We start from the raw sequence: 19,415 nt of genomic DNA on the forward strand, positions 1-19,415 counted from the left end.
GCGGGGCGAGGCCGCGAGGGGTCGAACGAGGCAGGGATCGAAACCCCGGGGGTCCCCCGAGAGCTGCGCGTCTGAGAATGCTCTGGCAATCGACGGCGTATCCCCTGCCCGGCACCATCATACCCGGCCGAGCCCGGGTTTGGACAGTTCCCGCGCCGATCGGCTTGCGAGAAGCGATTTTCGGTCGTGGAAGGATTATCGATTGGCGCGAAGTATGCATGACTTGTCGATCCCGACCGACCGCGCTGCGACGATGAGCGGCAGATCGATCAGGACGGGCTTGGTGATCGCCCGGAGCACGGAGGGCTTGGTTGATTCGGGCAGGTCCGCTGTACGCAGCTTCGAAAGCCTGGCACACCGGGATCTCCATCTCGCGGCCGGGCTGGAGATGGGAGCGTTGCTCCTCCTAATTGGCGGGGAGCGAGCGAAACGGCCGCCCGAAGACCCCTGGGAGTTCCGTCGAAGAACCGAAGACGATCTTCTGCAAGACCACCGATGACGAGGGATTCCGAGTTCATGAAAACACCATCGAACCTCCTGAGTTCGCTCTGGAACAGCTTGCGAACGAGCCTCTGGTTCGTGCCCAGCCTGATTGTCCTGAGCATGATCGTGCTGGCAATTGTGCTGGTTTACGGCATCGGCACGCTTGGCGAGAGCTTCGTGGATCGCTTTCCGAAGACCTTCGGCGCTGGGGCTGATGGTGCTCGGGGTTTGCTCACGGCAGTGGCCTCTTCGATGATCACGGTGGCCGGCGTGACCTTTTCCATCACGATCGTCGTTCTGTCGCAAACGGCGAGCCAGTACTCGCCTCGGATCCTCCCGAACTTCATGCGAGACCGGTTCAACCAGGCCGTGCTCGGGACGTTTGTGGGAATCTTTGCCTATTGCCTGGTCGTTGTCCGAACGATCCGAGGTGGGGAAGACGAGTTCGTACCGTCTCTGGCGGTCCTTGTCAGCGTCGTGCTGGCGCTGATCGGGGTGGGCGTTCTGATTGCCTTTATCCATCACATTATCGCGTCGATCCAATCGGGTCAGATCATTGCCGATGCGGCCCAGGAGACGCTCCATGCGATCGATCACCTGTTTCCCGAGCCGCTCGGAGAGCCTCTGCCGGAAGACCGCGATCCGGCGATCCCCCGATTTCTTGGGTCCACGGCGTGGCTGCCGATTCCTGCCAGGAGTTCCGGTTATCTCTGTCGAGTCGACAGCAAACCCCTGATGGAACTGGCCGAACGCTTGAAGGCCGTAATTCGAATGGAGTATGCGCCGGGCGATTTCTGTGTGGTCGGGATGCCCCTGGTGTCGATCGCAAGCGGTCCGGCGACGGGACACCCCAAAGGAGATGTCGAAAATCGTCAAGCCATTCTGGACATGGTCGAAGGCGAGGATCAGGACGACGAGGCAAAACTCCGTCAGATTGCCAGGGAACTCGACGCGCTTTACAGCTTCGGTCGGAACCGGACCGTGGGACAGGATGTCGGCTTCGGCATTCAGCAGCTTGTCGACATCGCGTTGAAAGCGCTTTCGCCGGGAGTCAACGAAACGACCACCGCAGTCACCTGCATTCACCATCTGACCCTCATCAACTCCCGGCTCGCCTCTCGGAAAATCGAGACGCGCCAGCGTGCCAAGGATGGCTGTTTGCGGGTCATCGCCCAGAAGCCGACCTTTGAGAGCATGCTCAGCCTGTCGTTCGAAGAAATTCGCCGCAACGCGGCAGGCAATGTCTCGATCCTGGAAGAACTGTTCGTTGCCATGAAAACGATTGGCGTGTTTGCCCGCGACAACGATCGGCGACGGACGGTGCTGGCGCACGTCATCGCGATCGCCGAACTGGCGGACCAAAGCGTATCGGCGCCCTCAGACCGAGCCGGGATGGAACCTCGGATTCGCCAGGTTCTCGAATCGCTCGGCGATCCGAACGCGGGGTCCTGGACGATGGGGGACGGTCCCTCGAATGATGGTGCGTCGTAAGCTTGTAAACGACACCTGAACCTCGGGCCGAAACGGACAATCGCCGTTGGCTCGGTTTTTCCCTATGATTGACGATGACGTTTGATCGAACGGAATCGGACGCAATGGGCACAGTGACGAGGATTCCTTGAGACGATTCGCCATGATTCGCCCCACCGTGCTCTGGTTGACCTTGATCGCATTCGCCGGCTGCGCTGAGGGTCCTGATCAGACCCTGCCTTCGAAGCCGATCGAGTTCGATGACGCGGCATCGGCATCGGTCCCGGCCGGTGATCCGCTCCCCACGGTCAGGGATACAAGACGGATCGAAACGCACTGATGAGAAACGCGGAGGACCTGACGTTGGCGGACGATCGGCCGCTCGTGGCGCTGACGATGGGAGATGTGGCCGGGGTCGGTCCCGAGGTGATTGCCCGGGCCTGGCCCGATTCCCCCCTCCGAGCCCTGGCCAGGCCGGTCGTGATCGGCTGCGCCGAGGCGTTGCAACGGGCGGTCGTCTCGTGCAGTCTCGACCTGGAGGTCAGGAGGGTTGATCGTCCCGAGTCGGCCGAACCGACCGATCAGATCATTCCTTGCCTGGAGGTTCCGGGGGTTGATGTCCTTGATGTGCCGCTGGGGAAGGTGGATGCCCGGGCTGGTCGGGCGGCGTATGAGTTCCTGATCACGGCGATCGACCTGGCCCTGGCCGGTCGGGTCGACGCGATCACGACGATGCCCTTGAACAAGGAGTCGCTCCACGCCGGTGGCGTGCCCTATCCGGGACATACGGAAATCCTGGCCGATCGCTGCCGGGTTCCTCGCCACGCGATGATGCTCTACCTGCCGCCTCGCGAAGGATCGCGCGAGGGGCTAGGGGTGATCCACGTCACCCTGCACGTCCCTTTGCGCAAGGTTTTTGACTTGCTGACGGTCGATCGGGTTGTTGAAACGATCGTCCTTGCCTCCGAGTCGATGCGGCCGTTGCTCGATGGGCGTGTCCCTCGAGTCGCGGTTGCGGGTTTGAACCCGCACGCCGGAGAGCACGGATTGTTCGGGGACGAGGAGATCCGGATCATCGGCCCGGCCGTGACTCGGGCTTCGGCCGAAGGGGTGAGCGTCGAGGGGCCGATCGCGGCCGATACCCTCTTCGCCCGAGCCCTGGACGGCGAGTTCGACGCCGTGGTCGCCATGTATCACGATCAGGGCCACGTGGCCCTGAAAACCATTGGCTTTGACCAAGCAGTGAACATCACGCTCGGCCTGCCCATTGTCCGAACGAGCGTTGCGCACGGCACAGCCTTCGACATCGCCGGGATGGGGATTGTCCGGACCGACAGTCTGATCGCCGCGGTTCGGGTGGCGGGGCAACTGGCGAGGCCGAAGCTTAGCGTCGGATGAGCCGGACCGGGTACCAATCCGTCGTGATCGTCTCGGGCCAGAGGGATCGGACGTCGGGATCGGCCCAGCCGAGGTCCGGGTCGGGTTCCAGAGTGGCCCGAAGACGCACCTCCCCCGGCCGGTCGAATGTCTCGGGAGGCAACCCGATCACGGGACCAATCGCCAACTCGATCGAGCCGAGGTGTTGGCCGGATTCTTCCTGCTTCGACGTGACGACCACCTGACCGGCACCGGCTCGAACGGCCATGCCTTCGAACTCGATTCTGACGCGGTGAGCCAGGTCGCTGGGCAAGGGGACTTGGATCTGGAGCACCGGCGGATCGCGGACGACGAACTCCCCCGGCAAGTCCAGGAATCGGGGCTCGTCATCATCAGGTGACGAAGGGGCCGAGAGCCGGATGGCCGCGGCAATTGCCTCGCCTTTCGAGGCGTCGGGCATGGTGAACAGGGCATCCGGAGTGAGCTTTGGGTCGAACTCGACTTGAAACGGCACGTGAGGCGGTTCGACCTCCCAGTTCGAGGTGAGCCCGGGTCCGGTTCGTCCGGTCGCCTTGAGGATCAGGCGATGCGGGCCGTTGGTCGGAAAGTCGCCTGGGTCGATGGTGAACGTTGCGCGACCGGCCCCGGCCCGCCAGCCGCTCGGCAATTCGAGGGCGGCCCGCTCGGCGCCGGCGATTCGGTGCGACCATTCCAGGTCGTTGGGGTGGATGCCGGGTCCCTCGTCCTCCAGGAACGGCAGGCCGTAAGTGACTTCAATCGGAATGGGAGTGGTCATGGCTCTCGGGTAGCGGCGTCTTGCCCGCCAGCGGACGTCGAACCCTCGGGTGAGGACGGCTTTTTCCTCCTCCGGGATCAGGTCGTCGTTCGCCCAGACGATCGCCAGGGCGCGACCAGCGGCCGATCGGATTTCGGGGGTCTGCCCCTCGGCCAGCAGGCGGAAGAACTCGATGAGGCCGGGGCGCCCGTGCTCGGCGGCAGCGACAATCTCCTCCGGAGTTACATTCGGCTCTGCCAGGCGATCGACCGCCTTGCGTGCCCGGCTGGCCATCAAGAGGCGACGGCCGCCGCCGATCAGGACGATCGAGCCAAGCACAAACAGGACGGTTGTCCTCGGGTCGGCCAGCCAGCCCCAGTTTCGTCCTCCCTCCGCCTCAGCCGCTTGCTGTGCGAGCACGAAGACGGCGTCGATCATCGGTGGTCCCATTTGCCGCGTACTCCGAAACCCGAGATGCCGAAGATCGTTTCGCCTCGCCTCCGCGCCGAGGTGTTGATGTTCATTGTAGAGTGCTCCGGCTGCGATCGGCAGCCCGAGCCGCTGTTCACCACCTCCACGAAGAAACGCTCATCAAATCCGTCCGAGTCGGACGGTGTCGTCGATCTCCTCGGGGGTTGGAAAGCGGAAGTCCTCGTGGCCGATCACCAATCCTGCGGCGGCTGCGGCCCGCTGTGCGGCGTGTTCGATGAGGCCGGCCTCGACCGGCCCCCCTTGCCAGCCGGCGTCGAGCAAGGTGGTGAGCAGAGTCGAGGCGTACGACTCTCCGGCCCGGTTCGTGTCTCGGGGGGGATGATCACGGGGGAAGGCCGGTTCGTGATGTTCTCGAAGGGCACCGGACGGGTCGCGGAAGCGAATGATCCCGCCGTTCGGGCCGTCGGAAATCGAGAGGATCGGGATGATCTGGGCAACCGCCTCCCGATCGGCCAGCGCCTCCCACTCCTGCCGGTTGCAGCAGAGCAGTTCCAACCGATCGGCAAATGCGAGAAGCGGAGGCTCGCGGTCCGTCATGTTCTTCAAGGTCGGGGCAAAGACCCTGACTCGGGCCGACACCGTTTCCAGGGCTGATCGGATGAGCTGGTTTGTCAAGGAGGCGACGACCAGGACGTCGAAACCCCAGTCCACTGGCCCCGGATATTCGGAGAGCGAGGCGTGGCACCCTCGGAAGCCGACCGGGAGCTTGTCACCGTGTGGGCCGCTGGAGATTAAGAGGGTCCAGTCGGCCTGAGTGTCGGGAACTCGGATTGGATGATGCTCGATTCCCTGTTCCGCCAGCATCGACGCGATCCGGGCAGAGGTCGGGTCGGATTCCGGGCCGAGGGCACTGACCAGGAGCCCGCCCAGCGCTGCGGCGAAGCCGGCACCCATCCCGCCGAGGTCATCCTGCCAGTTCAATCCCTTGACGGAGTGATACCAAACACCCCGGTTTGGCAGGAGCAGGCGATCTAGCTCGATTCCGCTTCCCGGGCACTCCGGCCAGTCATCCGGCAGATCGATGAAGAGAGAGCCTCCGTCAGGATCCTCGAGCCTCAGCGAAGCCTCCCGTTGATCCTCGACGAGCCAACGGCCTCCCACGCTCAGATCGAGCGGCCCGGCGTCCCACTCGGGAGGCAGGAGCGGGCGATCGACCCGGAGCACGCGATCGAGGTAGGCGGGACCGAACACAAGCACGCGACGGGACATCAGAACGGCACCTCGGTTGCGAAGCTCTCCAGGCCGATCCGGGCGCGAACCGATCGCCAGGTCGGGGCCTCTCTTGCTATCATCTCACGAGAACCTCACCCAGGGAACGAGATCGAAGGACGGAAAGACGTGTCAGACGTGCTCGAAGGGGCCGCCCCCGAGGACCTGGAGCACCCGGTTGATAATGCGCCGGTGCGGTCCTTTGCCCACAATGGAATGACAATCGAAGGCTACTCGCGGGCCGCCGTGCAGACCTACTGGCGGGTGCCGGAGCTGAAGCTCGGGTTCGACCTCGGCTTGCAGCCCTGGAGCTTCATGAGCACGCCGACCTGGTTCGTCTCGCACGGGCACCTCGACCACATCGCCGCCCTGCCGGTCTACGTGGCCCGCCGCCGCCTGATGAAGATGGAACCGCCGACGATCTACATGCCGACCGAGGTGGTCGAGCCGGCCCATGCATTGCTCCGCGCCTGTCAGCGGCTCGATCGGGGAAAACAACTGGCGAACCTGGTCGGGCTGGAGCCAGGCATGGAGGTGCAGCTTGGCCGCGATCTGATCGTCTCGGCCGTCGCGACGAAGCATACGATCCCGTCGCTCGGCTACATTGTCTGGGAGCGCCGGAAGAAACTCTTGCCTGAGTATCACGGCCTCTCCGGCCCCGAAATCCGAGACCTCCGCCTCTCGGGAACCGAGGTGACGAAGGAGATTCGGCTGGCTCGCCTCGCCTACCTCGGCGATACGAACCCAGTGGGACTTGACTCGAACCCCGAGGCGTTCGAAGCCGAGGTGCTCATCCTGGAAATGACCTTCGTCGCCAAGGGGGAACGGCCCGACCGCATCCACAAGTACGGCCACATGCACCTTGATGACTTCGTGGCCCGCGCCGACCGCTTCAAGAACGACTGGATCATCGCCTCTCACTTCTCGACCCGACTGCACCCCGACCTGATCCAGAAGATCGTGACTCGCACCCTGCCCGACGGTCTTCGCGATCGAGTGAAGATCTGGCTTTAAGGCGGGCCTGGAACCGGTTGAAGCCGAGGAAACGTGCAACCCTCAAACGCTCACCCAGACCCAGCCCTCTCGGACCTCGACCGGAACGCAAGAGACCCCCTCGTCAGGCCTTCCTCCTCCAAGACACCGGCCGTCGATCAGGGAAAAGCGCCACCGGTGCAAGGGGCAAACGACCGCTCCGTCCTCGACCCAACCGCTCCCGAGCGAAGCCCCGGCATGCGGACAGGCATCCTGGATCGCGACGATCCGATCGCCGTCCCGGAAGACCGAAATCACCCAATCGTCGAGGCGAACCACTCGCCCCCGGCCTTCGGGAACCTCCGAAACCCGACAGACGGCGACCGATCGTCCCACAGCCTTGCTCCATGATCGATCCAGTATTCTCGGCGAACGAAACCCTTCGGAGTTGCTGATCTGACGGTTGTCTGGGTATCGTAGGGGAGCGTGATTCCCTTCGGAAGAGATTCCTTGGCCTGAGGACGCCATGCCGTCGCGACGCCGATTTCTGGGGGGCCTGGTGGCCTCGGCGGCGACTTCCTGGGTTTCGGGGTGCGATCTGGGTCGGGAATCCTACCCGGAATTGGTCTGGGGGATCCACGGCACCAAGCCCGGCTGGTTGCAAAAACCTCGGGTGGCAGCCTTCGACGCAGACGACCTGCTCTACATCGCCGACCTGACCGACCGCATTCAGGTCTTCGATCGGGACGGCACCTTTTTACGGCACTGGCGGACCCCCGACCTGAACATCGACGGTCCGAGCGGATTGACGGTCGATCGTCTGGGACGCGTTCTGGTGGCCGATACCCATTTCTACCGGATCCTCGTTTATGATCGGTACGGGTCGCTCCTGTTCCAGATTGGCGACGGCATTCAGGGATCGACCCCCGGCCGGTTCGACTACCCGACCGACGTGGTGATCGACCGCGACGGCTGCTTCTATATCAGTGAGTACGGCGAGAACGACCGCATTCAGGTCTTTTCTCCCGAGGGGGAATGGCTCAGACAGTGGGGAGGGCATGGGCACCGCCCCGGTCAGTTTGTCCGGCCGGCGGCGCTCGACATCGACGAGGAGGATCGCCTTTACGTCGCCGACGCCTGCAACCATCGCATCCAGATCTTCGACACCCAGGGGGAACTGATCGACCTCTGGGGTTCCCGAGGCTCCGAACCCGGCCAGATCAACTACGCCTACGACGTTGCCATTGGGCCGGATGGTCATCTTTCCGTCTGCGAGTACGCGAACTGCCGCGTTCAGAAGTTTACCCGAGACGGCCGATCGCTCGGCACCTGGGGACGTCCCGGTCGCGGCCCTGGAGAGTTGAACAACCCTTGGGCGTTAGCGGTCGACAGTCAGGGGGCCGTCTCGGTGATCGACTCAAATAACCATCGTGTCCAGCGGTTCCGATTCTGACTCCGCTGCGATCGGACCCTCGTGGCGGGACTGCCCGGCCGGGATGACGACAGAGGATCTCTTGCCATGCTCGACAGCCTCGGGACGCTCCGGCTCACTTTTCTGGAGCCCTGGTGGTTGCTCTTGATTCCCGTCCTGCTTCCGCCGCTCGTGCTGCTCAGTACGAGAAGCCTGGCGGGTCTGGGGTCGGTTCGTCGGTTGATCGCCATCGTCCTGCGCGGGAGCGTCGTCACCCTGCTTGCGCTCGCGCTGGCCGACCCGCAGCTTGTCCGCCGGAATGAATCGCTGACGACCATCTTCCTGCTCGATGCCTCGCGATCGATTCCGGGCGACCTTCAGGGGCCCATGCTGGAGTTCATCAACCGCGCCATCAGTCAGCACCAGCGCCCTGGAGACCGGGCCGGCGTGGTCGTCTTCGGCAAGGAGTCGAAGGTTGAGAGCCCCCCTGCCCCGTATACCGAGACCTTATCCGGCATCCAGAGCACGATCGACACCGAGTACACCGACCTCGGCTCGGCCCTGAAGCTCGCCTTGGCGACCTTCCCCGACGATTCGGCCCGGCGAATCGTCGTCGTCTCGGACGGCAACGAGAACCGAGGCACCGCCTATGAACAGGCGCTCGCCGCCGCTGGGCTCGACGTGCAGATCGACGTCTTGCCGGTCGATTACCTTTACGACCGCGAGGTCCTGGTCGAGAAGATTGCCTTGCCCCCCGACGTGAAGAAGGGGGAAACGGTCAACATCAACGTTGTCGTTCGCGCTTCGGCTCCGGCTCGGGGGCGATTGGAAGTCTATCAAAGGGCCGACAACTCCACGATTCCGATCGACACGCTGAACGAGGTTGAGCTCCAACGCGGAGTGAACGTCTTCCGGATCAAGCAAGACATTACCGATCCGAATTTTTACACGTATCTTGCTCAGTTCATCCCCGAGGAAGATCTCCGCCGCGGCTACCGGGCCGACCGCGCCATGAACAACATGGCCGAGGCGTTCACCCAGTACCGGGGCGAGGCCAATGTACTGTTGATCGAAGGCACGGCGAACGAGCACGAATCGCTGGTCGAGGCCCTGAGATCGAAGGAACTGGCTGTCACCAGCCTTGCCGCGGGAGACGTGACCGGCGCCGGGCTCGTGGGCGGTGATCCCTTGCCGACCGACCTGGCCGAATTGCAGAAATACGATGCCATTATCCTTGCCAATGTTCCCAAGGACGCCTTCACCGACCAGCAACAAGACCTGATCGCCACCGCCGTGCAGGATCAGGGGATCGGCCTGATCATGGTCGGCGGCGACCGCTCGTTCGGCGCCGGCGGCTGGATGAATACGCCGATCGAAAAAGCCTTGCCGGTCGATATGCAAATCCCTTCCCTGAAGGTCAAGGGCAAGGCGGCGATGGTGATGATCATGCACGCCAGCGAGATCCCCGAGGGGAACTACTGGCAGGCGGTCGTCGCCCAGGAGGCGCTCAAGACCCTCTCCAGCTACGACTACGCCGGCCTGACCTACTGGTCGGGTCAGGAAGCCTGGCTATTCACCCTCCGCGAGATCGGTCCATCGAAGCCGGCGATGCTCCGGGCTATCGACCGCATGACCCCCGGCGACGCCCCTGACTTCAACCCGTTGCTCATCATGTCGTTGCGAGGCTTGCGGCAGAAGACCGACGCGATGTCGAAGCACATTGTGGTCATCTCCGACGGCGACCCGGCGGCACCCACGGCCCAGGTGATCAACCAGCTCAAGGCCGCGAAGATCACCGTGACGACCGTCTTGACCGCTGCTCACGGCAACGACCTGCGATCACTTCAAGTGATGCAGCAATTGGCCGAGGCGACCAACGGCCGCTTCTACAACGTGACGAATCCGAAAGCCTTGCCTCGGATCTATCAGAAAGAAGCACGCTTGATCTCTCGACCGTTGATCTTCGAAGGCCCTCCTCCGGCCTGGACACCATCAATGGTGTACCAGAGCGAGCCATTGCTCGGCTTGCCCCAGGACCTGCCACCGATCAGCGGCCTGGTCCTGAGCAGCGTGAAGGAGAACGAGCTGGTTGAGGTCCCCATCGTCTCCCCGAACCCGGCGGGTCAGCTCAACCCGGTGCTGGCCCACTGGAGCTACGGCCTTGGTCGATCCGTGGCGTTCACGTCCGATGCCGGACAAAAGTGGGCGACGGAGTGGGCGAGCTGGGAGAATTACTCCGCCTTCTGGTCGCAATTGGTTCGCTGGGCGCTTCGGCCTGTCGATCGCGGCAATCTGAATGTCTCGCTCCGTCGTGAGGAAGGGCGAATCAAGGTGGTCGTCGATGCCGTCGACGCACAGAACGAGTTTCTGAACTTCCTCCAGTTTCAGGGGATCGTGAACCGGCCGAACCGAGAACTCAACGCGCCGGGAGAATCGGTCGAACTGGTTCAGGTGGCCCCCGGCAAGTACGAAGGGACGATCGAGAACGCCGAGGCTCGTGGCAACTACTTCGTGACCCTCGGTTATCGAGGCCCCGACGGAGCGCAGGGGATTCTGACGACCGGCCTCTCCGTCCCTTACTCGGACGAGTACCGCGACCTCCGCTCCAACCCCGTCCTGCTTGAAAGTCTGGCCGATGCCACCGGCGGTGAGGTTTTCTCGTGGGTGACCAATCCCGATGGCCGCCCCAGCGGCGAGCGAACGGCCGCCCGAGCCGACGTCTTCCGACGTGATTCGAACGTCCAGCCTCCGCGCACCTATCGGCCGATCTGGCACTGGATGCTCTTTAGCGCGGCCTTGATCTTCGTCGGTGACGTGGGTGTCCGCCGCATTGCCCCCGATTTTGCCCGGATGCGACGAAGTGTTGCCGATGCGTTGAAGACGCTCCGGGGCAAGGAGGTTGCCCCCCGCGAGGAGTACATCGAGAAGCTTAAGAGCCGCAAGCTGGAGGTCGGCCAGCAGATCGACCGCTCTCGCGGAGCCACCCGGTTCGAGCCTCCCGCCTCGGCGCCGCCGACCGGTGCCGTCAGCCCAACGGCTTCAACCGGTGTTGTTCCCGATCGCCCCCGCTCGGCTCCCGAGGCGCGGCCCGGCGGCGGCCTCGGCACCGATGCTCCCACGCAGAAGCCCGGCGAGGAGTCATACACCAATCGCCTTCTCAAGGCCAAGAAGAAGGTCTGGGAAGAGCGCGAGCAGGACAAGGACAACCCCTCGGGGCGGTCCTCCTGAGTGATTACTTCCCCAAAGGCCGCCCCATCGCCCGACGTATCCGATTCTCCGGTTCTCGAAACTCGAAAGCACACGATCCCGCACCCGGAACCTCACCATGAGCGACACCGCGACGAACGACTCGATGGAAGCCCGAGCCGATGCCTTCCGCCTGGCCTACCGCCGCGTGAAGGACGAGATCGGCAAGGTGATCGTCGGGCATGACGAGATTGTTCATGGCGTCTTGACCTGCCTGTTCGTTGGAGGACACGCGCTGCTCGAAGGGGTGCCAGGACTGGGCAAGACCTTGCTCGTTCGGACCCTGGCCGACGCCGTTTCGCTCGACTTCAACCGCATCCAGTTCACACCCGACCTGATGCCGGCCGACATCCTCGGCACAAACGTGGTGATGGAAACCCCCGACGGCCGCCGCATGTTCGAATTCCAGCGCGGGCCGATCTTCTCTCAGATCATCCTGGCCGACGAGATCAACCGCGCGACACCCAAGACCCAGTCGGCCCTGCTCGAAGCCATGCAGGAGAAATCAGTCACCGTCGGCGGCACGATCCACACGCTCAAGCAACCGTTCTTTGTACTCGCGACCCAGAACCCGATCGAGCAGGAAGGGACCTACCCCTTGCCCGAGGCCCAGCTCGACCGCTTCCTGTTCAAGCTCGTCGTGGGCTACTCAACCCGAGAGGAGCTGGCCACGATCCTCGACCGCACGACCCGAGGGGAAACGCCGCACGCCGAAAAGGTCATTGATGGTGACACCTTGATGCAATGCCAAGCCCTTGTGCGAGAGGTCCTGATCGCTCCCCACGTGCAAGACTACGCCATTCGACTTGCCCTGGCGACCCACCCCGATGGACCGTTCGCCGTCGATGTCACCAATCGGTACATCCGCTGGGGGACCAGTCCGAGAGGGGTGCAAACCCTCGTGCTCGCCGCCAAGGTCCGTGCGTTGCTCGACGGGCGCTATAATGTCAGCTTCGAGGATATTCGCCGCGTCTACCTCCCGAGCCTCCGCCATCGGGTCCTGCTCAACTTTGAAGCTCAGGCCGAAGGGATCGACACAGACGAGCTGCTGCTGAAAGTGCTCGGCGCTGTTTCCGAGAAGGCTGAAGACCCGGTGGCCGCCGCCTGAGCAACGCGAGGACCTGATTGTCTCCCTGATGGTTCAACAGCCGTTGGTTTCGCCTCCTGAATCCTCCTCGACGTTGATCTTCCCAACGCTCCCCGCGTGATGCCGTTTCCATGGCCAGTCAGCACGACATTTACGACCCGCCTCCTTCCGGTACCTCCTGGATGCCGCCGAGAAACGAGCCGCTCACCTTCACCCGAGGGGATCTGGCGTGCTTGCTCGTGCTCGGTGCATTGGTTCTCAGTGGTGCGGTGGTGGCATTCGTGTTTGAAGCACTACTGGGCATTCTTGTTCTCATCGGTGGTTCGCTCGTGGTGCTGGAAAGCTGGTACACGGCCCTCGGCTTTCTCAGCCGAAGGCCCACCGACCAGACCTGGCAGCGCGTGGTGATCATCCTGGCGGCCCTGGTGCCCTGGATCGTCGGGCTTGGCCTGTCGGCGGCCTTGATGATCGGGTTGTTCGTCTTGACGGATATCGCCGCATGATCATGCCTTTCATCGCTTGTGGCCTGCGACGAAGACTTCCTGTGTCCTGAGGCGGTTCCTCAAATGTCCACCGCAACACCCTCTCCGCTGCTCGACCCCGAGTTTCTCACAAAGCTTGAGCAACTCGAATTGATCAGCAGGAAGATCTTCGTCGGCCGCATGAAAGGCGAGCGACGGAGCAAGCGGCGCGGCTCGTCGGTCGAGTTCGCCGACCACCGCAATTACTCCGTCGGTGACGATCTCCGTCACATCGATTGGAACGTCTACGGCAGGCTTGATAAGCTCTTTTTGAAACTGTTTCTTGAAGAAGAAGACCTTCATTTCTACACGCTAGTCGATACAAGCCTCTCCATGGACTTCGGAGAGCCGACCAAGCTGCACTATGCCAAGCAGGTGGCCGCGGCCCTGTCGTTTATCGGCCTGGTCAACCACGACCGAATCGTTGTCGACTCGTTCAGCAGCGTTCTTGAGCCGGGACTCTCCAGCGTTCGGGGCCGATCCCAAATGTGGCGTGTGGTGCAATACCTCGATCAACTCCAGGCCCACGGCAGCAGCGATCTGACCGCCGCCACCCGATCCTTCGCCATCAAGCACCCTGGGAAGGGGATCGTTGTCGTCATCTCCGACTTCATGGATAAGCGTGGCTATGAGGATGCGTTACGCTACCTGCTCGCCCGAGACATGGATATCTACGTCGTCCAGGTGCTCAGCCGGGAAGAAGTCGAGCCCGAACTGACCGGCGACCTGCGCCTCGTCGATTGCGAAGACGACGACGAGGCTGAAATCACGGTCAGCGCTCCGCTTCTAAAACGCTACAAGGAGACCCTCGACGCTTACGTCGGCGGCTTCCGAGAGTGGTGCACCCGACGCGGCATCTCACACATCTTTACGACCAACCACGCTCCCTTCGATAAGCTGATCCTGAATTACTTGCGCGAGCGAGGGCTCGTCAAGTGATAGCGATCGCGGAGGCCGGTCCGATGTTCCTTCTGGCTCAGGCGAACCCTCTCGGAGGGTTGAACCTTCAGTTCGACCCCCCGGTCCCCTGGTCTTCGGCCTGGGGGCCGACCTTCTGGGCGATCCTGGTTGGGGTGCCGGTCACGATCATCCTGCTCTACTTCCTCAAGCTGCGCCGAAAGCCGGTCCAGGTCCCCAGCACGTTTCTCTGGAAGCGGAGCATGGAGGATCTTCATGTCAACAGTCTCTTTCAACGACTGAGACGAAATCTCCTGCTTTTTCTCCAATTGATGACCGTGTTCCTCGTGCTCTTCGCCCTGCTCGGTCCTCAAATGAAAGGCAGCACCCGAGTCGGTCAGCGCTACGTGATCGCCATTGATACTTCCGCAAGCATGGCCGCCACCGACATCCGGCCCAATCGGCTTGACGAGGCCAGGAAACGAGCCCTCGATCTCGTCGATTCGATGGGATCGAATGATCTCGCAATGGTCATTTCTTTTTCCGATACGGCTCGTGTTGTCTCGACATATACGGGAAACAAGGTTCAGCTTCGTGAACGGATTGCCTCCATCCGGCCCAGCCGCGCCGGAACCTCGTTGCGCGAGGCGCTCGAGGTCGCCGCCGGCCTGGCCAACCCGTCGAAGCAATTCGGCGAAGGTGAGATCGCGAGCGAAGTCCAGCCTCCTCGGTTGATGATCTACACCGATGGCGGCTTTCCCGATGTTGAAGGCTTCAGCCTCGGTAACCTGATTCCCGAGATCGTGGTCCTCGGTCAGCCTCCGGTCCTGAGCCCCTCGACCCCTGCCGCGACCGACGAGGAGACCGTCGATCCCACCACTCCTCCGTCGAACAATGTCGCCATCCTTGCCCTGCAAACCGCTCGCAACGAGGAGCGCCCCGACCAGATTCAGTTGTTTGGCCGTGTGCGGAATTATCGTGATGAGCCGATTGAGACGATTGCCCGCTTGCTTCGTCACGAGCTGGACGAGCCCATCAGCGAAGGCCGCCTGATCGACGCCATTGAGATTTCCTTGCCCGCCCGAGGCTCTCGCTCCTTCAAGTTCGACCTGCCCGACCCCGGCCCAGTGGGGCTCGAGGTCCGGCTCGACCTGCAAGATGACCTCGAACAAGACAATCATGCCTATGCCGCGATCGGTCGCCCTCGGCAAGCTCGCGTCCTGGTTGTCACGTCCGGCAATCGTTATCTGCTCAATGCCCTGACCACCGCCACGGCCGGCGATGCCGCAGAGGTCGTTGAGATTCGTCCCGACGATCTCGAAACCGACGACATCCAGCGTGCGTTGCTTGCGGGACTTTATGATCTGATCATCTTCGACCGCGTTGCTCCGAGCGACCCTCCCGTCGGCAATACCCTTTACCTTGGTGCCATGCCCCCCGGCGAGACATTCGAACGTGCTCGACTGGTTGAAGCGCCGATCGTGCTCGACTGGGACATCACTCATCCCATGTTGCAATACGTCCGCGACCTGCCGCTCGTCTTGATTCGAGAAGCCCGCGTCGTCGATCCCCCTCCAGGCTCGACGACCTTGATCGAGAGTGACAAGGGGCCGATTGCCTTTGTCACTCCTCGGGAAGGGTATTCCGACGCGGTCGTCGGTTTCTCAATCTATGGGGAGGAGCGGGCCTTGAACACCGACTGGCACACGAAGCTCAGTTTCCCGGTCTTTCTCTACAACACCTTGCGATTTCTCGGCAACGTCGAGGAAGGGCTCGGTGATCAGGTGCAGCGTCCCGGCCAGCCGGTCGTTTTACGGGCGGCTCCGACAGCAGATGAAATCACGATCGACCCTCCCCAGGGGCCTTCGATCGACGTTCGCCGTTCCGATCTCGGAACCTTCGTCTTCAACACGGCGAACGAACCAGGGCTTTACCGCGTTTCCTGGGGAAGCGACGACGCGATCGAGCGCAGCGTGTTTGCCGTCAATCTGTTCGACGCTCGGGAAAGTAACCTTGCCCCTCGGGGCATTCCTCCCGAAGGTGTGACTGCTCGGGAGGCCGAACCTTACCTCATCAAGATCGGTTACACCGAGGTCGCCGGTACCCGGACCTCACAACCGGCCCGCCTCGACCGATGGTGGTGGCTGGCCCTGGGCGCGCTCGGCTTCGTCCTGGTTGAGTGGTATATCTATAACCGACGTGTCTACATCTGACGATTCCGCTCAACGGATCAGCCTTGCCCTTGCAGGGTCATTGCCCGGGTTGAGGCGCGCGACGAGGCCGGCGTTGCCAATCGGGAGGAGGCCCGGAGGGTCAATCGGCTGATCTCGGCCGGGCAGTTGATGCGCAAGGGATGCTGCGCGGCGATCCCTCGGGAGACGAAGAGGACCGTCTCGTCACGCTGGAAGAACCCGCAATCATAGCGCCGGCTGTATCGGCTCGGCAGCAAGACCGACCCGATCACCGGAATCCGGTACTGTCCGCCGTGGGTGTGGCCGGAGAGCATCAGGTCGATCCCCTGACGAGCGGCCCAGGCAAGCGGGTCGGGCGAGTGACTGAGCAGGATTCGGACGTTCGCCTCGGGCATCGCGTTGGGATCGGGAAGCGGGCCCCACGGGTTCGACGTACCGCCGATCGCCACGCGGGCACCGTCGTCGGCCTCGATAAGCCGCCAGGACCCCTCGATCATCGTGTAACCTGCCGATCGCAAGGCCACGAACGCGCCGGAGGCATTGGTTCGGTAGTCGTGGTTCCCGAGGATCGCGAACTGGCCGTAGCGTCCTCGGAATCGCCCGAGCAGGGGCTCGACTCGGTCAAGCAGTGCCGAGTCGTCGATCAGGTCTCCCGTAAAGGCGACGAGATCAGCGTCGAACGCCTCGGCCTGGGCGAGCATCGTCTCGAAGAAGCGATCGGAATACGCCTGAGTCAGGTGCAAGTCGGTCAGGTGCAGAATACGAAGCCCCTCGAGTGGCCGAGGCAAGCCGGATTGCTCGATTTGCCAGTCGGTCAGGCTCAGGTGAAACGCCTGGTTGCCGGGCAGCCGCAGCCAGAACGAATCCCAGGCAGTGCCGATCATCTCGTCTCGGGGGACCGATTCGGTCAGCTCCACCGTCCGAGAATGTCCCGAAACCCCCGGCGGTAAGCGTCTCCGATGACGGACCAGCGTGACCAGCGGTAGGCCCACCAGCCCGATCAGGAGACACAGCATCGTGTAGGCGCGAGCGACTGTCGGCCAGTTTTCCCAGGGCCGCACCAGGAACAGACCCATCAGAACGAGGGAGATGGACATCAGGAACGCCAGGCAGAGCCCTTTCACCACTCTCGCCGGCGTTCCTTCCGGAACTCCAAGCCCGTGAAAGACATTCACGGCCAGCACGGCGAGGCAAAGGTGCCCCACTGCCACAACGACGAGGATCGAGCCATCGATCATGGTTTGACCTCAGTGTCAGTCAGAGTCTCACACATCCAAATCACATACGCGACGATTGCGGCTTCGGGACAACGGTTTCGATTCGAAATCATTGAACAGCCGGGGGGAAACCGTCGGCCGGGGGAATCGGCTCGGGAGACCGGACAGCTTGTTCGACGGCTTCAATAAGACGATCAACATGAAACGGTTTGTACAAAACCGTGCGCAGGCCTTCCTTGCGTGCCTTGACAATGGAGTGTGTCGGATCGTAGCCAAAGCCGGTCATCAAGATGACGGGAACCCCCGGTTGGACCTCCCGAATGCGGCGGTACGCTTCGTAACCGTCGAGATCGGGCAGGCGAATATCGACCAGGGCCGCGGCGTAGGGAGTTTGCCGGGCCAGGGCGATGGCCTCCAGTGCGTCTCGGGCGGTTTCGACGGTCGCTCCTTGCTGTTCCAGCAATTGGTGGGCCGCCCAGCGAATGGACTCGTCGGCATCAACAACCAGAACCCTTGCGTCGGCCAGGCGCTTCGGAGGTCTCGCGTTCCGAGAACCTTCGGGCAGCACGGTGGCCCCGGCGCGTCGGATCAGGCCTCGAATCTCGCGGGCGCGATACAACAGGTGTCGAAGGCGGTTGACGATGTCCTCGTCGTGCCCGGCGTAGCGGTCGAGCGCGGTGGTGGCATCGCCGAGGATGTCGTCGAGCGGCAAGGCCAGCTCCTTGACGATCGCTTCGACCGAGGCCCGGGCCGTGCTCACCTTCTCGGCTTCAAGCAATTCCAGAGTCGTCAGGGCCGACGCGATGTTGCGCGCATAAATTTCGAGAAATTGCTGGTCGCGGCGATCGAAGGCATTCGGCTTGGGGCTCTCGACGTTTAGGGTGCCGATGACCCGCCCATGCCTGACGAGGGGGACGGTCAGCGAACTTCGGGCGTTGACGGCCCCTTCCAGGTAAAGCGGATCCTGGGTCGTGTCGTCGCACAGGTAGCCCTTGCCCGTCGCCGCCACGTAGCCGGTTACGCCGTTGCCGGTCTCGGCCGCGAACAGCTCCCGATCGGCCGCCAACGGAGTCATTCCTTCGGTCAACACCGGTTCGAGCTTGCCCGACGGTTTCAGCAATCGAATCTCAATAAAATCGAGCCCGAGCAGGTCGCGCATGTGGCGAACGATGTTGAACTTCAGGACGTCGATCCGCTCATCGACCCGAAGGGCGGCAAGCTCTTCGGGAGTCAGATCGGCCAGTTCCTCGCCGGCCTTGTTGATGGCGCGGACTTTTTGCTCCTGAAGCACCTCGTCGGTGATGTCGCGGGTCAGGGCGATGAGCGACTGTAACCCTCCCTCACCATCGAGGATCGGCGTCACATTCAGCCGGAAGTAGTTGCCGGTGCCCAGCTTCAAGACGCACCCGGCGGGTTGTTTCGTCGCTTGCGATTGCTGAAAAGGACAGAGATCCGGCTCGCAACGCTCGGGAAACGCAAGGACCTCGAAGAAGGGCCGGTTGATCGGATCCCCCTCGGTGGCGACGAGGTTGCGGAATTCGGGGTTGTACCAGAGCACCCTTTGGCTCTGCGGCTCAACCACGGCCACGCCGTCGGCGATCGCTTCGAGAATCTCATCCGACTGCAGGAGCATACCCGCCCAGCGCAGCGGGGGAAGCTGCGAGGCGGTGACGAAGACGCCCTCGAACTGCTCCTCACGGAGCAAGTAGAGTGCCCGGGCCATACTCCGGGCCTGAACGATCTCGTACGCGTCATCGAACGCCGAGCGAGAGAGCCAGGCAGGGTCAGACTCGCGATCGATCACCAGGACACGAGGCTTCTCGGACACGCGAGACGACCTCCTTGGCACCGCAACGCAATCGAACCTCGACGCCAAGCACGCCTTGGGCGCATGGTCTTCAAGCAGCTCAACAGGTCCCCCGATGGAAACTCATCCTAACTCAGCCGAGCCCGATCGGACAAGCCACCTACCGATCGACCCTGCGACTCGTGACCCCCATCGGGCCCCCGGGATTCCGTCTGCTTGACACCCCTGTTCAACTGGCCTTAGCATCGGCTCCAAATCC

The 19,415-nt window shown here is 62.7% G+C and carries 15 protein-coding genes; 10 read left to right on the plus strand and 5 right to left on the minus strand.

Features of this window, described 5'->3' with window-relative positions:
* Positions 1 to 516: 516 nt before the first annotated feature.
* From HG800_RS09855 to pdxA, 3 genes are all read left to right on the plus strand, one after another.
* Positions 517 to 1,974, plus strand: a complete 1,458-nt coding sequence (locus HG800_RS09855; RefSeq protein ID WP_169976392.1) for a DUF2254 domain-containing protein — start codon at positions 517 to 519, stop codon at positions 1,972 to 1,974.
* 142 nt (positions 1,975 to 2,116) lie between these two features.
* Positions 2,117 to 2,293: a hypothetical protein gene (locus tag HG800_RS09860; protein WP_169976394.1), complete on the plus strand. Its 177-nt coding sequence runs from the start codon at positions 2,117 to 2,119 to the stop codon at positions 2,291 to 2,293.
* A complete protein-coding gene (gene pdxA / locus HG800_RS09865) occupies positions 2,293 to 3,351 on the plus strand; it encodes a 4-hydroxythreonine-4-phosphate dehydrogenase PdxA (protein ID WP_235963568.1) in 1,059 nt (352 codons plus the stop codon). Before HG800_RS09860 ends, pdxA begins: the two co-directional genes overlap by 1 nt.
* On the opposite strand, the gene HG800_RS09870 is transcribed toward pdxA, so the two are convergent.
* Together HG800_RS09870 and HG800_RS09875 are read right to left on the minus strand one after the other, a co-directional pair.
* Positions 3,338 to 4,555 (minus strand): hypothetical protein, encoded by a 1,218-nt coding sequence (locus HG800_RS09870; RefSeq protein WP_169976396.1) that lies wholly within the window; start codon positions 4,553 to 4,555, stop codon positions 3,338 to 3,340. The two genes, pdxA and HG800_RS09870, sit on opposite strands and share 14 nt — an antisense overlap.
* A 141-nt stretch (positions 4,556 to 4,696) precedes the next feature.
* Positions 4,697 to 5,806: a sugar kinase gene (locus HG800_RS09875; protein WP_169976398.1), complete on the minus strand. Its 1,110-nt coding sequence runs from the start codon at positions 5,804 to 5,806 to the stop codon at positions 4,697 to 4,699.
* Between the two features lie 138 nt (positions 5,807 to 5,944).
* On the opposite strand from HG800_RS09875, the gene HG800_RS09880 reads away from it, so the two are divergent.
* Positions 5,945 to 6,820 (plus strand): MBL fold metallo-hydrolase, encoded by an 876-nt coding sequence (locus tag HG800_RS09880; protein WP_390622628.1) that lies wholly within the window; start codon positions 5,945 to 5,947, stop codon positions 6,818 to 6,820.
* 42 nt (positions 6,821 to 6,862) lie between these two features.
* On the opposite strand, the gene HG800_RS09885 is transcribed toward HG800_RS09880, so the two are convergent.
* Entirely contained in the window at positions 6,863 to 7,174 is a 312-nt protein-coding gene (locus HG800_RS09885; RefSeq protein WP_182830361.1) for a Rieske (2Fe-2S) protein, read from the minus strand.
* 130 nt (positions 7,175 to 7,304) lie between these two features.
* Here HG800_RS09885 and HG800_RS09890 point away from each other — a divergent pair, with 130 nt between their 5' ends.
* The 6 genes from HG800_RS09890 to HG800_RS09915 all read left to right on the plus strand — a co-directional run bounded on the left by HG800_RS09890 (position 7,305) and on the right by HG800_RS09915 (position 16,153).
* Positions 7,305 to 8,231, plus strand: coding sequence for an NHL repeat-containing protein (locus tag HG800_RS09890; RefSeq protein WP_169976402.1), 927 nt, complete (start codon positions 7,305 to 7,307; stop codon positions 8,229 to 8,231).
* Positions 8,232 to 8,297: 66 nt separating this feature from the next.
* The gene (locus tag HG800_RS09895; protein WP_169976404.1) at positions 8,298 to 11,417 is read left to right on the plus strand and encodes a VWA domain-containing protein; all 3,120 of its coding nucleotides are present in this window, start codon (positions 8,298 to 8,300) and stop codon (positions 11,415 to 11,417) included.
* A 97-nt stretch (positions 11,418 to 11,514) separates the two neighbouring features.
* The gene (locus HG800_RS09900) at positions 11,515 to 12,543 is read left to right on the plus strand and encodes an AAA family ATPase (RefSeq protein ID WP_169976406.1); all 1,029 of its coding nucleotides are present in this window, start codon (positions 11,515 to 11,517) and stop codon (positions 12,541 to 12,543) included.
* A 110-nt stretch (positions 12,544 to 12,653) separates the two neighbouring features.
* Entirely contained in the window at positions 12,654 to 13,025 is a 372-nt protein-coding gene (locus HG800_RS09905; RefSeq protein ID WP_169976408.1) for a hypothetical protein, read from the plus strand.
* Positions 13,026 to 13,088: 63 nt separating this feature from the next.
* The gene (locus HG800_RS09910) at positions 13,089 to 13,982 is read left to right on the plus strand and encodes a DUF58 domain-containing protein (protein WP_169976410.1); all 894 of its coding nucleotides are present in this window, start codon (positions 13,089 to 13,091) and stop codon (positions 13,980 to 13,982) included.
* A 23-nt stretch (positions 13,983 to 14,005) separates the two neighbouring features.
* Complete coding sequence (locus tag HG800_RS09915) at positions 14,006 to 16,153, plus strand: vWA domain-containing protein (protein ID WP_169976412.1); 2,148 nt, start codon at positions 14,006 to 14,008, stop codon at positions 16,151 to 16,153.
* 17 nt (positions 16,154 to 16,170) lie between these two features.
* On the opposite strand, the gene HG800_RS09920 is transcribed toward HG800_RS09915, so the two are convergent.
* Together HG800_RS09920 and HG800_RS09925 are read right to left on the minus strand one after the other, a co-directional pair.
* On the minus strand, positions 16,171 to 17,370 hold the full coding sequence (locus HG800_RS09920; RefSeq protein ID WP_169976414.1) for a metallophosphoesterase: 1,200 nt from the start codon (positions 17,368 to 17,370) through the stop codon (positions 16,171 to 16,173).
* Between the two features lie 88 nt (positions 17,371 to 17,458).
* Positions 17,459 to 19,177 carry a response regulator gene (locus HG800_RS09925; protein ID WP_169976416.1) on the minus strand — a complete coding sequence of 573 codons (1,719 nt, stop codon included), beginning with the start codon at positions 19,175 to 19,177 and terminating at the stop codon, positions 17,459 to 17,461.
* Between the last annotated feature and the right edge of the window lie 238 nt (positions 19,178 to 19,415).

Source organism: Tautonia rosea, assembly GCF_012958305.1.
GTDB lineage: Bacteria > Planctomycetota > Planctomycetia > Isosphaerales > Isosphaeraceae > Tautonia > Tautonia rosea.